The organism is Streptomyces vulcanius (assembly GCF_042653945.1).
In the GTDB taxonomy this organism is placed as follows: domain Bacteria; phylum Actinomycetota; class Actinomycetes; order Streptomycetales; family Streptomycetaceae; genus Streptomyces; species Streptomyces mangrovi.
Genome location: NZ_JBHSFK010000025.1, coordinates 130,103 through 143,257, shown reverse-complemented (window position 1 = coordinate 143,257; position 13,155 = coordinate 130,103). Strand labels below are relative to the sequence as shown.

At 70.0% G+C, this 13,155-nt stretch carries 11 protein-coding genes, 1 tRNA gene and 3 pseudogenes; 6 read left to right on the top strand and 9 right to left on the bottom strand.

The window, feature by feature from the left end:
• Positions 1 to 4: 4 nt before the first annotated feature.
• Positions 5 to 706, bottom strand: coding sequence for a nucleotidyltransferase domain-containing protein (locus ACFPIH_RS33260; RefSeq protein WP_381180723.1), 702 nt, complete (start codon positions 704 to 706; stop codon positions 5 to 7).
• A 302-nt stretch (positions 707 to 1,008) separates the two neighbouring features.
• Here ACFPIH_RS33260 and ACFPIH_RS33255 point away from each other — a divergent pair, with 302 nt between their 5' ends.
• From ACFPIH_RS33255 to ACFPIH_RS33230, 6 genes and pseudogenes are all read left to right on the top strand, one after another.
• Positions 1,009 to 1,830, top strand: coding sequence for a hypothetical protein (locus ACFPIH_RS33255; RefSeq protein WP_417801380.1), 822 nt, complete (start codon positions 1,009 to 1,011; stop codon positions 1,828 to 1,830).
• Between the two features lie 99 nt (positions 1,831 to 1,929).
• A complete protein-coding gene (locus ACFPIH_RS33250) occupies positions 1,930 to 2,859 on the top strand; it encodes an NAD(P)/FAD-dependent oxidoreductase (RefSeq protein WP_381180918.1) in 930 nt (309 codons plus the stop codon).
• 31 nt (positions 2,860 to 2,890) lie between these two features.
• Positions 2,891 to 3,189, top strand: a pseudogene (locus ACFPIH_RS33245) ((2Fe-2S)-binding protein).
• A complete protein-coding gene (locus tag ACFPIH_RS33240; RefSeq protein WP_381180725.1) occupies positions 3,182 to 4,186 on the top strand; it encodes a proline racemase family protein in 1,005 nt (334 codons plus the stop codon). Before ACFPIH_RS33245 ends, ACFPIH_RS33240 begins: the two are co-directional and overlap by 8 nt.
• 59 nt (positions 4,187 to 4,245) lie before the next feature.
• Positions 4,246 to 4,990: pseudogene (locus ACFPIH_RS33235) on the top strand (GntR family transcriptional regulator).
• A 177-nt stretch (positions 4,991 to 5,167) separates the two neighbouring features.
• Positions 5,168 to 6,454 carry a flavin-containing monooxygenase gene (locus ACFPIH_RS33230; protein ID WP_381180920.1) on the top strand — a complete coding sequence of 429 codons (1,287 nt, stop codon included), beginning with the start codon at positions 5,168 to 5,170 and terminating at the stop codon, positions 6,452 to 6,454.
• Between the two features lie 226 nt (positions 6,455 to 6,680).
• On the opposite strand, the gene ACFPIH_RS33225 is transcribed toward ACFPIH_RS33230, so the two are convergent.
• The 8 genes and pseudogenes from ACFPIH_RS33225 to sucC all read right to left on the bottom strand — a co-directional run bounded on the left by ACFPIH_RS33225 (position 6,681) and on the right by sucC (position 13,091).
• Complete coding sequence (locus tag ACFPIH_RS33225) at positions 6,681 to 8,024, bottom strand: cytochrome P450 (RefSeq protein ID WP_381180727.1); 1,344 nt, start codon at positions 8,022 to 8,024, stop codon at positions 6,681 to 6,683.
• An 8-nt stretch (positions 8,025 to 8,032) separates the two neighbouring features.
• Positions 8,033 to 8,626 carry a GTP-binding protein gene (locus ACFPIH_RS33220; RefSeq protein ID WP_381180729.1) on the bottom strand — a complete coding sequence of 198 codons (594 nt, stop codon included), beginning with the start codon at positions 8,624 to 8,626 and terminating at the stop codon, positions 8,033 to 8,035.
• Positions 8,601 to 8,978, bottom strand: a complete 378-nt coding sequence (locus ACFPIH_RS33215; protein WP_381180731.1) for a DUF742 domain-containing protein — start codon at positions 8,976 to 8,978, stop codon at positions 8,601 to 8,603. Before ACFPIH_RS33215 ends, ACFPIH_RS33220 begins: the two co-directional genes overlap by 26 nt.
• On the bottom strand, positions 8,975 to 9,376 hold the full coding sequence (locus ACFPIH_RS33210; RefSeq protein WP_381180733.1) for a roadblock/LC7 domain-containing protein: 402 nt from the start codon (positions 9,374 to 9,376) through the stop codon (positions 8,975 to 8,977). Before ACFPIH_RS33210 ends, ACFPIH_RS33215 begins: the two co-directional genes overlap by 4 nt.
• On the bottom strand, positions 9,373 to 10,542 hold the full coding sequence (locus ACFPIH_RS33205; protein WP_381180735.1) for an ATP-binding protein: 1,170 nt from the start codon (positions 10,540 to 10,542) through the stop codon (positions 9,373 to 9,375). The genes ACFPIH_RS33210 and ACFPIH_RS33205 overlap by 4 nt, the downstream gene beginning before the upstream one ends.
• A 451-nt stretch (positions 10,543 to 10,993) precedes the next feature.
• Positions 10,994 to 11,078, bottom strand: a tRNA-Leu gene (locus tag ACFPIH_RS33200).
• A gap of 170 nt (positions 11,079 to 11,248) precedes the next feature.
• Positions 11,249 to 11,704 carry a MarR family winged helix-turn-helix transcriptional regulator gene (locus ACFPIH_RS33195; protein ID WP_381180737.1) on the bottom strand — a complete coding sequence of 152 codons (456 nt, stop codon included), beginning with the start codon at positions 11,702 to 11,704 and terminating at the stop codon, positions 11,249 to 11,251.
• 245 nt (positions 11,705 to 11,949) lie between these two features.
• Positions 11,950 to 13,091: pseudogene (gene sucC / locus ACFPIH_RS33190) on the bottom strand (ADP-forming succinate--CoA ligase subunit beta).
• Between the last annotated feature and the right edge of the window lie 64 nt (positions 13,092 to 13,155).

Below are 13,155 nucleotides of genomic sequence, written 5' to 3'. Positions count from 1 at the left end.
CGATTTATCGCACCCGCTCGGCGAACTGCTCCCCGGCCTCGAAGAAGTGGCGTCGCACCCGCCGCAGCCACGCCTCGGCGGCCCTCTCGTCCGGCTGATCGGGCAGTGCGCTGCGCGTGTCCTCGAACTTCTCCTCGAACGCGCGCAGGAGCGGCAGCGCGGCCTCGGGGTCGGCGGCGACCTCCTCGCCGAACCGGTGGTAGCTCTCCGGGTCCTCCACTCGGATCGTCAACTGCCCGGTGGCGTACAGCTCGTAGCCCTGGGTGCACAGCCGCTTGAGGTGCCGGGCGTGCTTGGCGGTCCGCCTGCCGCTGTCCGTCTCGCTGCGGTTGCGCAGCTTGCGGAACTGCTGGGTGGCGTACCCGAGATAGGCGTCCCGGACTCGGCGGGCGCTCGGCAACGTCGAACGGATGCCGATGAGTTCGTCGCCGAGTGGGGTGCGGACCTCGTACAATTCCTCGGGCAGCCAGACGAGTTCCATCACGGTCGGGTTGCCGCCGAGGGCGAGCCGGCACCACTTGGCGGCCTCGTGCAGGGTGCGGTCGGGTGCCGTGCTGACGTACGACTCCTTGGGCGGGTGCAGGCCGTGCAGTGCCTCGGTGGGCGCCGCGAACATGCCGAGGCGGTCCACGTCGGATCCTTCGCGTGCGAGGCCGTACGCGGTCGAGCCGACGACGCCCGAGAGCAGGATGTTGGCGACGGTCACTGGTCCCCCCGATGGTGTGCGCCCGGTGAGGGAACCCGGGCGACGGGACCGCCATGATGCCCCGCCGACCACCCCTCTCACCTCACCTTTTCCCTACCTGGACCGCTCTCCCGCGTTCACCCGTACGGATCAGTGCGCTGGTCGGGCGCCCGGACCGGTGGTGCCGTGGAGGGCAGAAGCGCCCCGGTCCCGTCCCCTGCTCCCGCCCGTCCCGTCCCCAGGAGGCACCCGTGCCCACCCCTCGCCCGCCCCGACCGTCCCGACCGGCCGGCCCGGCCCGTCCCTCCGGCCCCGGCCGTCCGGTGCGCCCGGCCCGGGTGCTGGCCGCCGCGCTCGCGCTGGGGACGCTGATCGCCACGGCGGCCTGCTCCGACGGCGACGACAGCGCGTCGTCCGACTCGGGCGTCGCGGCCTCTCCCGTCGCCGAGCGGACCGTCGCAGCGGCGGCCACGCCGTCGGCCCCCGCGTCCCTCACGCCGGCCTCGGCCAAGACCGCGCTGGTCACCGAGGGCGATCTCGAGGACGACTGGAACCAGGTGGACAACGCGTCGACCTGGCACGACTCGCTGCTCGTCGGCAAGGTCGACACGGCTGACTTCCTCTCGGCGAAGACACAGGCCGCCGACTGCCAGCGGCTCCTGGACTCGCTCTACGACGACACCCTGCTGGGCAAGCCGTCCGGCGCGTCGGCGCTCACCGGCTTCGAGGAGGGCGACTCCCGACTGCTGTACCAGGTCGCCGCCTACCAGAAGGACAGCCTGGACAAGTCGTTCGACTGGCTGGGTTCGCTGACCGACGAGTGCGACCAGTTCTCGGCGACCGCCTCCGACGGTTCCCAGCGCACCGTCCAGGTCGTCGAGGCGTCCCTGCCCAAGTCGGGCGACGCGCGGGAGGGCCTGACCGTGACGGTGCAGGGCACCGCGGACGGCAACCCGGTCACGCTCACCCTGGACGTCGCCGCCGTGCGTGTGGGCACCGACGCGATCACCGTCACCAACGGCGGGCCGGACGGCGTCGACCACGACAGCACCAAGACCGCGGTGCAACTCGGCACCCAGCGGCTGCAGGACGTCCAGGCGGGACGTACGCCGGCACCGGAGCCGGAGGACGGCCAGCAGGACTGAGGTGCCGGCTCCGGCCGCCTCCCTCCGTACAGAACCATGTGACATATTACTGTGGTGACCAACCAGCCGAGCGGTGACGTGGTGGTCGTCGGCGCCGGCATGGTGGGCGCGGCCGTCGAATTCGAGCCCAAGGGCGGGCTGGTCGTCGCGTCCACGCCCGAGTCCCTCACCGCCCTGACACACCTGGCCGCCGGACAGCGGGCCGCCGGGGTGACGACGGTGGCCGTCGACGCCGGCCGACTCCACGACCTGGAGCCGTACTTGGCGCCCGGACTCGCGGGCGGCGTGCTCTACCCGCAGGACGCCCAGGCCATGCCCACCCTGGCCGCCGCCCATCTGCTACGAGCGTCAGGAGCGCGCCTGGAGACGGGCCGGACGGTGACGGGGGTGCTGCGTGGTACCGACGGCGCCGTACGCGGAGTGCGCACCGACCGCGGCGACGTCCTCGCGCCCGCCGTGGTGAACGCGGCCGGCACCTGGGGCGGGGAGGTCGCCGCGCTGGCCGGAGCCGGATTGCCCGTGCTCCCCCGGCGTGGCTTCGTCCTGGTCACGGAGCCACTGCCGCGCCGGGTGCGGCACAAGGTGTACGCCGCAGACTACGTGTCCGACGTGGCCGGCGACTCTGCCGTGCTGCAGACCTCACCGGTCGTCGAGGGAACCGCCGCCGGACCGGTCCTGACCGGGGCGAGCCGCGAACGGGTCGGCTTCGACCGCTCCTTCTCCCTGCCGGTCGTCCGGGCACTCGCGGCCGGGGCGACCCGGCTCTTCCCGTTCCTGGCCGGCGTACGGGTGATGCGCACGTACCTCGGTTTCCGCCCCTACCTGCCCGACCATCTGCCGGCCGTCGGGCCCGAACCGAGGGTGCCCGGCCTGTTGCACGCCTGCGGGCACGAGGGCGCTGGCATCGGGCTGGCGACCGGCTCCGGGCTGCTGATCGCGCAGGCACTGACCGGCAAGAGCCCGGAACTGGACATGACGCCGTTCCGCCCCGACCGCTTCGACAACACCGATGAGGGGGCGCCGAGTTGACCCCACCCTCCGCCTCCCGAGGAGTCGGCCCATGGATCCTCTGAAACTGGTGCGGGCCCGTCCCGGCACCCCCTTCACCGTCACGTTCGACGGCCGGGAGCTCGAGGCGTTGCCCGGGCAGACGGTCGCGGCCGTGCTGTGGTCGGCGGTGTCACGGCCTGGCGCACCACCCGGGGGGCGGGCCGGCCGCGCGGGGTGTTCTGCGGGATCGGCGTGTGCTTCGACTGTCTGGTCACCGTGGACGGCCGCCCCAACCGGCGGGCGTGCCTGGTGCCGGCCGAACCGGGCGCGGACATCCGCAGCCAGGAGGGAACGGGCCACGATGGCTGAGCGGCGCCCTGTGCTCGCGGTCGTCGGCGCCGGACCGGCCGGTCTCGCCGCCGCTCTTGCCGCCGCCGCGCGCGGGGTGCGCGTGGTCCTGGTCGACTCCGCGGCCGAGCCGGGCGGGCAGTTCTACCGGCAGCCCGCGCGCGGTCTCGGCGCCCGGCGGCCACAGGCGCTGCACCACCGGTGGCGCACCTGGGAACGCCTGCGCACCGGCCTCGACGCCCACATGACGGCAGGACGGGCAACGCTGCTGATTGACCGTCATGTGTGGTGTGTGGAAGGGGAGTCGAGCGGCTTCACCGTGCACACGCTCCTCGGACCGGAGCAGGAGGAGTCCACGGAGATCCGCGCCGACGGGGTACTGCTGGCGACCGGAGGCTATGAGAAGGTGCTGCCGTTCCCCGGCTGGACCCTGCCCGGTGTGATCACCGCGGGCGGCGCCCAGGCCCTTCTCAAGGGCGGGTTCGTGCTGCCTGGCCGCACGGCGGTCGTGGCCGGCACGGGCCCTCTCCTGCTGCCGGTCGCCACGGGCCTCGCGGCGGCGGGCGCCCGAGTGTCCGCGCTCGTCGAGTCGGCCGACCCGAGAGACTTCGTACGCCGTTCCCGCACACTGGCCGGACACCCCGCCGGACTCGCCGAAGGCGCCGCATACGCAGTCCAACTGCTGTGCCACAAAGTCAACGTGATGTTCCGTCATACGATCCGGCATGCGATGGCCATCCATCCCGGCTGGTTCGACCGCTCCCCCTGCGGTACGGGGACCAGCGCGCGCATGGCGCAGTTGCACGCGCGGGGCGAACTCCCGCTGCACACCGAGTTCGTGAACGAGTCGTTCATCGGCACCCGGTTCACGGGCCGACTGCTCGGCACGACGGAGGTGGCGGGCCGTCCCGCGGTGCTGCCCAGCTTCACCGGCCGCGCCTGGATCACCGGCACGGCCCAGTACCTGCTGGACCCGACGGACCCGACGGACCCGTTCCCGGCCGGGTTCGTACTGTGACGTGCTGTGACGGGCGGCTTCGGGACCGTGGATACTTGGCATCACGTGACCTGTAGTACATGACATTGCACAGTGCATCTCAAGGAGATCCACCATGGCCGCCCCGCACGACAGCAGCCCGGCAGCCTCAGCCGCCGTACCCGCCCTCCGGTCGCTCGGCGGCCGGCGGCCGGCGCAGCAGCTTCCGCGAGCGGGTCACCGATGCCCTGCGGGCGGCGCTGATCGCGGGTGAACTGCGGCCGGGCGAGGTGTGTTCGGCGCCCGCTCTGGCCGCACGGTTCGGCGTCTCCGCGACCCCGGTACGTGAGGTGATGCTGGACCTCCAAGGAGGGCCTGGTGGACGCCGTGCCCAACAAGGGGTTCCGCGTCACCGAGGTCTCCGACAAGCAGCTCGACGAGTACACGCACATCCGCGCGCTCATCGAGATCCCCACCGTGACGGCGCTGGCGACGACCGCCGACCCGGTGTCACTGGAGGCGCTGCGCCCGGCGGCCCGGGAGATCGTCACCGCCGCGGTCGCTGGTGACCTCATCGCCTACGTCGAGGCCGACACCCGTTTCCACCTGGGCCTGCTCGCGCTCGCCGGCAACGCGCACCTCGTCGAGGTGGTCCGCTGTCTGCGCGGTCGCGCCCGCCTCTACGGTCTGACCGCCCTCTCCGCGTCCGGCAGCCTGCCGGCCTCCGCCGAGGAGCACCTGGAACTCCTGGACGCCCTGCTGTCCCACAACGAACGGGCCGTACGCGAGGTCATGACGCGGCATCTCGGGCATGTGCGGGGATTGTGGGCGTCCGCCCGAGAATGACCGCCCTCCTACCACCGACCGTGTCCCCGTGCTCGTCCGTTCCTCCCCTGATACCCAACCTGTCGCCGTAGGCCGCTGTGATCCTTGTCGCGGACGGGCCAAGCGTGGGAGATGCGCCGCATGGGCAGTCATTCGCCGGTGCGCGAGGGGATGGTGTCTCACTTTTTGGGGGAATCCGTGCGGCTGTGTGTGATCGGTGCGGGTCTGTCGGGGCTGGCGACAGCACACGCCCTGAAGACCGCCGGTGTCGACTTCGTCTGCCTGGAGCAGGCCGGCGACGTCGGCGGAATCTGGCGCAGGCCGCAGGCGGGCGAACGCGGCCCCGGCTATCTGTCGCTGCACCTCAACACCTCGAAAAAGCTCACGGGTTACTCGGACCACCCGATGCCCGCCTCCTACCCGCTCTACCCCCGGCACAGTCAAATAGCCGCCTATCTGCGCTCGTTCGCCGAGTGGGCCGGCGTACTGGACTGCATCGAGCTGGGGACGACGGTGGAGTCCGTACGGCAGGAGGCCGACGGTGGCTGGAGGGTCGTCAGCCGGGATGCCGACGGCACGATCTCGTCCCGCGGCTTCACGCATGTGATCGTCGCCTCCGGGCACAACTCCGAGCCGTCGATGCCCGCGCTGCCGAGGGGCGCCGAGACGTTCACGGGAACGATTCGCCATTCCCTCGACTACCTCGACGGCGGCGAGTACGCCGGACAGCGCGTCGTCGTCGTGGGGCTGGGCAGCTCGGCGGTGGACATCGCCGCGGACCTCTCCCGGCACGCCGAGCTGACCGTCCTCTCGGTGCGGCGGGGACTGCACATCGTGCCCAAGCAGTTGTTCGGCATGGCTCTCGACGAGATCGCCGACGCGCCGTGGTGGGTCAGCATGTCCCTGGCGGAGCAGCGCCGTTTCATCGAACAGGCTCTGCTGGTCGCCCGCGGCAAGCTCCGCGACCACGGGCTGCCCGAACCGGACCACCCGCTCTTCGCCTCGACCGTCACCATCTCCGACGAGATCCTCAGCCGTATCCGCCATGGCGCGGTCACGCCGAAGCCCGCGATCGACGCCGTCGACGGCGACCGCGTCTCCTTCACCGACGGCACCTCGCTGCAGGCCGACGCGATCGTGTACTGCACGGGCTACCAGATGGCCTTCCCGTTCCTTCAGGCCGGCTGCCCGGTCGGCGCCCAGGGCTCGGTCGAGCTGTACAAGCGGGTCGTCGCCCCGGAGCGTCCCGGTCTGTTCTTCGTCGGTCTGATCCGCCCCGTCGGTTCGATCACGCGGCTGGTGGAGGCACAGGCGCGGTGGATCGGGCGGCTCGTCACCGGCGACGCGGTGCTGCCGGAGGTGGAGGTCATGCGCAAGGAGATCGTCACGTACCTGAGCGGTGTCGCGGGTCAGTACGGGCAGCGGGAGAGCGCGTCGACCCAGGTCAACATGGCACCGTATCTGGAGGAGTTGCGCGAGGAGTGAGGCCGGGGACGCCGGTCCCCCAGGTGCGGTCGGCGTTTCCCGGGCAAGAAGATACCCGCCCCGGAGGGCGGGTATACGACACGTCCCCCATACCCATGAGCATCACGGATACCGCATCGCTTACTACCACCGCCGTTGTGACGTAGGGCAGTTGGCGGGAAGGCTGTGCATGTCGCGCATCACTTGCTGCGCATACCGTGAATCACTTGATCAGCCGGTTCGTGAATCATTTGGTCAGCCAGTTCAGGAACTTGCTCCACACACCTGCCTGTTCGTTGCGGGCCGCTCCGGCGTTCTCGCGCGCCGGTGCCGGAACCGTGGTCTGCCGGCCCGGCCGAACCACAGGCTTGACCGGGGTGAACCGCGCGGGGAGCATGACGGGCCCACGGCTGAAGGCTCCCGGACGCCACGTCAGGCTCTCCTCGGGGATGCTGAGTTCGACGTCGGGCAGCCGGTTGAGGAGGTTCTCGATGGCCGACACGACGATCTGCCGTGCGGGTTCCTTCGAGGGGCAGGCGTGCGGGCCGGCGCTCCAGGCGAGGTGCGCACGGTTGCTGCCGGCCTTGCGAGACGCCGACAGCGTGGGGCCGGTGTTGGCGGCGGCGATGCTGACCAGCATCAGATCGCCGGCGGTGAGCTTCGTGCCGGCGAACTCCATGTCGGACACCGGGTAGTGAGCGGCGAAGTTCGCCATGGGCGGGTTCTCCCACAGCGTGTCGTCCATCGCCTCCTCGATCAGCCCGCCCTCGTGGGCGTACCGGTCGTCGGTGAGCAGCCGGTGCAGGGTGTTGCCGATGAGGTTGACCAGGGGCTCCGCTCCCGCGCCCAGCAGCAGCGAGACCTGGTGCAGCATCTCCTCGTCGGACAGACCGGTGTGATGCTTCAGCAGCCAGGAGGTGACGTCCTCGCCGGGCTTGCGCCGCTTGAGGGCGATCAGCTCGCCGACGGCCTGGTACAACACCCCGGCGGCCTTCTCGGCGTTGACTCCGTCGAACATGCCGGAGATGCCGAAGAAGACGCGGTCGCCGATGTCGGCGGTGCAGCCGAAGAGCTCGTTGAACACGAACAGCGGGAGCTGCTTGGCGTAGGAGTTGACGAGATCGGCCGAACCGCGGTCGCTGAACTGGGAGATGAGGAAGTCGGAGATCCGCTCGACGCTCTGACTCAGCCGCATCGGGTCGATACGCGCCATGCTGTCCGTGATGGACTGACGCAGCCTCAGGTGCTCGGCACCGTCGGAGGACATGCAGTTGGGCCGGTAGGCAAGCACGGGAAGGACCGGACTGTCGAGGGCGATCCGGCCCTCGTTGAAGTCCCGCCAGCGGCGCGCGTCCTTGCGGAAGGAGCCGGAGTCCTGCAGGAGTTGGAGGGCGACAGCGTAGTCGGTGACAAGGGTGGCCTCGACTCCGGGGGCCAACTCGACGGGCGCGGTGGGCCCGAAGTGCCGCAGGTACGTGTAGTAGGCCTGCGGGTCCGACGCGAACTCCGGCTTGTAGAGCGGCACTCTGGCACCGGGCTGGTGCGCCGGGCAACCCGGAGGGGGCACGGGGGCGGTGGGTTGGGCGTTCATGTCTGCTCCTAGTGGGCACGGTCCTGCAGGTGACGGACGAGGGTGATCAGCGCTTCGGCCGAGGACCTCTCGTCGCGTGCGTCGCAGGTGACGACGGGGGTGTCGTCGAGCAGGTCCAGTGCATCGCGCAGGGCCTTCTCGTCGCGCAGAGGCGAGCCGTCGAAGTGGTTGACGGCGATCGCGTAGTCGAGTCCGTACTGCTCGATGAGGTCGATCACGGCGAAGGAGTCCGCGAGTCGCTCGGGGTCGACCAGCACCAGCGCGCCGAGCGCGCCGCGTGCCATGTCCTCCCACATCTGCACGAAGCGCTGCTGGCCCGGCGTTCCGAACAGGTACAGCACGATCCGGTCGCTGATGGTCAGGCGGCCGAAGTCCATGGCGACCGTGGTGGTGGTCTTGCCCTGGACCCCCTTGAGGTCGTCGATGGACTCGGCGGCCCGGGTCATCGTCTCCTCGGTGGTCAGCGGCTCGATCTCGGAGATCGCCCCGATGAACGTGGTCTTGCCGACCGCGAAGTGACCGACGACGAGGATCTTCACCGCCGTCTGAGTCGCGCCCTCCCGGACGTACGCCTGCTCATCCAAACTTGGCCCTGAGACCATTCAGCACCTCCTCCAGGATCTCCCGGTCGGCAAGCGGGGCCCGCCGCACGGGCGGGCGGGTGACGAGGTAGCCGCCCTCGGTGAGGGCGGCGAGGAGGATCTTGACCACGCCGAGGGGCAGTTGGGTGTGCCCCGCGATCTCGGCGACGGAGAGGTATCCGGCCGAGCACAGTTCGAGCAGGCTCTGTTCCTCCGGCGACAGCCTGGTGGGCCGCTGCTGGGTGTCGGCGGCGGCCGTGACCAGCGTGATGAGGGAGAGCTGCTCTTCGTCGGGCAGTCCGCGTCCTTTGGTGATGACGTACGGACGCACTAACTCCGGCGTCTGGGACTCCAGTTCGTCGAACCCGCTCATGACCGCACGCCGAGGTTCTCGCGCGGCGGTGTCGTCAGGGCCTTGCCGAGCTGGCCGACGAGCTGCTGCATACGGAAGGTGATGTCCTGCATGTCGACCTCCGGCGAGGCGGACACCCCGAGGTAGGCGCCCTCCCCGGCGGAGATCAGGAAGACATAGCCGCCGTCGAACTCGACCAGCGTCTGCCGCCACCGCTGGTGCGCGTCCTCGCAGAAGAAGGCGAGCGCGCGGCTGAGCGACTGCACCCCGCTCATGGCGGCGGCGACCCGGTCCGCGTCGTCCTTCTCGAAGTCCTGCGTCCGTGCCATCAGCAGGCCGTCGGCGGAGATCAGGACGGCGTGCAGAGCCCCGGGAATCTCCAGGGCACTGTCAAGCATCCATGACAGATCGTCGTTCACGAGAACTCATGCCCTTCGCTGCTTGCACCACGGGTGCTGCTCGACTGTTCCGCGGGATCCGTCTGGGTGGCCCGGCCCGACTTGGTGCCTCGCTGGAAGGCCCCCATGATGGCCGCCGTCTCCGCACCCGAGCGGGCGGGGCCGGAGCCGTTCGAAGCGCTGCCGGGCACGATCGCCATGGGCCGCTTGCGGCGGCGCTTCGGCAGACCGTCGTCGGTGGTCGTCAAAGGCAACGCGCCCTCGGGGCCACCGCGGCCCTGGGGAGCCGCGGCGGGGACCACCGGGGCCGGCTCCTTCTGCTCGGGTGCGTTGGTGAGCAGGTCGTGCGGCAGGAGAAGGACCGAGCGGACACCTCCATAGGGCGAGCTCGAGTCCACGGACACCTCGAAGCCGAAGCGTTCGCTGAGCACGCCGATCACCGCGAACCCGAACTGCGGCGGGTTGCCGAGTGCGGAGACGCCGGAGACGCGCTCGCTGGACAGGAGTTTGTCGGCGCGGGCCCGCTCCTCGTCGTTCATACCGACACCGGCGTCGTCCACGACGATGCAAATGCCCTTGGGCACGGTGCGGATGTTGATTTCGACGACGGTGTCCGGGCTGGAATAGCTGGTGGCGTTGTCGAGCAGTTCCGCGAGGGCGAGTGCCACGGGTTCGACGGCCCGGCTGGTGATGCCGAAGTCGACCTGCGAGAGAATTTCCACCCGCCGGTAGTGGCGGACCCTGCCCTGGGCGCTGCGGACGACGTCGTAGACCGAGGCCACATCACGCTGACGTCCCAGCCAGCCGTCGCAGAGCACCGCGATGGACTGGGCGCGACGACCGAACTGCGAGTTGGTGTGGTCGATCTCCAAGAGGTCCTGGAGAATCACCGACTCGCCATATTTGTTCTGCAGCCGGGAAACAATCAACTGCTGTTCCGCGGCAAGGCCCTGAAGGGTCCGCATGGCGGACTTCAGGACTGTTTTGGTAGCCTCTTCGGCTCTTTCCTGAGCTGCCTCGACGGATTTCGCGTACCCGTTCTCCAGCTCAGTGTGAAGAGCCTGGAGATCTGCGAACTCCCGCCTTAACGTCCTGGCCGCCCTCCGCTGCCGAACAATGAGGGCGACTGCGACGAGTACGGCGACGAGGAGAGCCCAGAGTACCGGGTTCTGTATGTAATCAGTCATAAGACTCTCTTCAGGCGACTGACGGCCAGTTGCTGAATTCCCGTCAATTGCGGGTGGACCGGCGGAGAGCCCGCACCGGGATTGCCGCCCGGACCGTCCCCGTAGTCGGAGATGTCGTCTTGCACCCATCCGCCCGCTCTACAAGCGAGCGTGATCGTATCACCACAAGAACGGGCTACAGACCGTCAAGATGGGGACTATGAAGAACATTGACGATGCGTCAGTCGCGCCGGGAACGCTCACGGAGCCGCCACGTCGGGCCAGGCCGCAAGACAACCGATAAACGAGGTTCCGCGACATTCGGGCAACATGCCAGTAATCGACACACATCGGAAGCGCGTAAGAAACGCGTTAGAAACTCGTCCTGGACAAAAAACCCGCACCCGGCGTGACGCCGAATGCGGGTACGGTGAATCACCGAACGGAATCCGCTCGGCACGGAGAGTGAGAGTGTCCGAGGGGGGACTTGAACCCCCACGCCCGATAAAGGGCACTAGCACCTCAAGCTAGCGCGTCTGCCATTCCGCCACCCGGACAAGGTGTCTGTCGCTGCGCGAGGTGTCCCCGCGGCGACATGCACAACAATACCAAGCTTTCGGAGTGCGTCTCACCTGCATATCCGCCCCCGGCAGGCGACCGGGCGGGCCCTCCGAGCAGGCCGCGGACTGGCCCCCGGGCGAGCCCGCCACTGCGGGTGACCGCCCGCTCACTTCTGCGCGGTTTCCTCCGCGACGAGAGTGCGCAGGGCCCGCAGCAGCGCCGCCGCCGTCTGCTCGTCCAGCGGCGCGAGAAAACGGCTCTCCGCGATCCGGCGCGCCCGCTCGGCCTGCTCCAGACAGTCCCGGCCGGCGGGCGTGAGCTCGACGAGGTTGCGTCTGCGATCCCGCGGACTGCGCCGCCGCACCACCAGACCGTGGTCCTCGAGGCCGTCGACGAGCGCGACCATCGTGGTGCGGTCGACACCCAGCCGTCCGGCGACCTCGATCTGGGACAACGTTTCGTCACCGGCGAGCACCGCCAGGATCGCGAGCTCGTGCCCGTCCACCCCATACGGGGCGAGCGCCTCCGCGGACACCCTGGCGAACCTGGTCTGGGCACGCTTGAGGAGGTAGCCGAGCCGATGCTCCTGCGGCCCGGATCCCTCTCCGCGATCACTCACCATGCCCCGAGAATATCGGCCGATGATCTCGGCTGATCGCCATCCGCACTGATGATGCGCAACCCTGACGGATACGGCTCCGTCTGGCCGGAAGCCGACGGCGCGCCCGCCGACGTTGGCCACGGCGACCACGTCCGCACCGGCCGCGAGCCTGCGCCGGGTGTGTTTCACGTCCTCGCCGCCAGTCATGCCCTGGACGAGGGCCTCGCTCTCCTTGGCGAGGTGAATGGGCGTGACGTCCGGTCCCCTCAGGCTGCGATGGCGAGTTCGGCGGCCCGGCGGGCGGCGCCGTCCATGGTGGTGGCCTGTTCGACCAGGGGATGCCGGTGCGCGTCGAGTACGGCACGCCCCCGGGCCACATTGTTCACGTCGAGCCGGACGACGAGCGGCCAGGTCAGCCGTACGGCGTCCAGGGCGCGCACGATGCCCTCGGGGACCGTGTCGCACGCGGCGATCCCGCCGAAGACGTCGACCAGGACGGACTCCACGGCCGGGTCGGACAGCACGAGCGGCAACCCGTCAGCCATGATCTGCGCGGAGGCACCGCCGCCGATGTCGCGGAAGTCGGCGCGCCGCGCGCCACAGCCGGCGACCACGTCGAGGGTGGACATCACCAGGCCGGCGCCGTTGCCGATGACGCCGCCCTCGCCGTCGAGCCACACGTAGTGGAGGCCCTTGGCCGCGGCGGCCGCCTCCAGCGGGTCGGTGCTCCCGGGTGCCTCCGCGCCCCAACGGGCCTGCCGGAAGGCGGCGTTGTCTCCAGGGTGACCTTGCCGTCGAGGGCGAGGATCCGCCCCTGGCGGGTGCGGACGAGCGGGTTGACCTCGACGAGCAGGGCGTCCTCGCGGACCTGGGGCCTGCCACACTCACACGAGGACGTCGACCGTCTGCGGCGGCAGTCCGGCCGCGGCGGCGGTCTCGGCCGCCTTCACGGGTGTGACGCCCCGCGCGGGGTCGACAGCGACACGGGCGACCGCCTCGGGCCGGGTGGCTGCGACCTCCTCGACGTCCATGCCGCCCTCGGCGGAGGCGATCGCGGGGAAGCGGCCGGCCGCGCTGTCCAGTGCGTAGGAGACCTAGAACTCGCTGTCGATGTCGACGGGTTGGGCCACCATCACTGTGCCGACTGCGTGCCCCTTGATGTCCATGCCCAGTACCTGACGGGCCGTTAGCTCGGTGGTGGCGGCCGGGTCGGTGGCGAGCTCGACGCCGCCCGCCTTGCCGCGTCAGCCCGTCTCGACCTGGGCCTTCACCATGACCCGGCCGCCGAGCCGACGGGCGATCTCCCGCGCCCCCTTGGACGAGTCGGCCACCTCGCCCCTGGCACCACGATGCCCTGCTCCTCGAAGAGTTCCCTTGCCCGGAGTGCCGCACGCCCCCTGGACACCATTCGCCGGATGCGGGAGAAGAAAGTCCATACAGCATTCGTCGACTGTATGGAATATACCGAAGAC

Excerpts from the sequence above, each read along its gene's own strand:
- ACFPIH_RS33250 (WP_381180918.1), top strand. The coding sequence starts at position 1,930 with ATGGTGGGCGCGGCCGTCGAATTCGAGCCCAAGGGCGGGCTGGTCGTC.
- ACFPIH_RS33240 (WP_381180725.1), top strand. The coding sequence starts at position 3,182 with ATGGCTGAGCGGCGCCCTGTGCTCGCGGTCGTCGGCGCCGGACCGGCC.
- ACFPIH_RS33225 (WP_381180727.1), bottom strand. The coding sequence starts at position 8,024 with ATGAACGCCCAACCCACCGCCCCCGTGCCCCCTCCGGGTTGCCCGGCG.
- ACFPIH_RS33220 (WP_381180729.1), bottom strand. The coding sequence starts at position 8,626 with ATGGTCTCAGGGCCAAGTTTGGATGAGCAGGCGTACGTCCGGGAGGGC.
- ACFPIH_RS33215 (WP_381180731.1), bottom strand. The coding sequence starts at position 8,978 with ATGAGCGGGTTCGACGAACTGGAGTCCCAGACGCCGGAGTTAGTGCGT.
- ACFPIH_RS33205 (WP_381180735.1), bottom strand. The coding sequence starts at position 10,542 with ATGACTGATTACATACAGAACCCGGTACTCTGGGCTCTCCTCGTCGCC.
- ACFPIH_RS33195 (WP_381180737.1), bottom strand. The coding sequence starts at position 11,704 with ATGGTGAGTGATCGCGGAGAGGGATCCGGGCCGCAGGAGCATCGGCTC.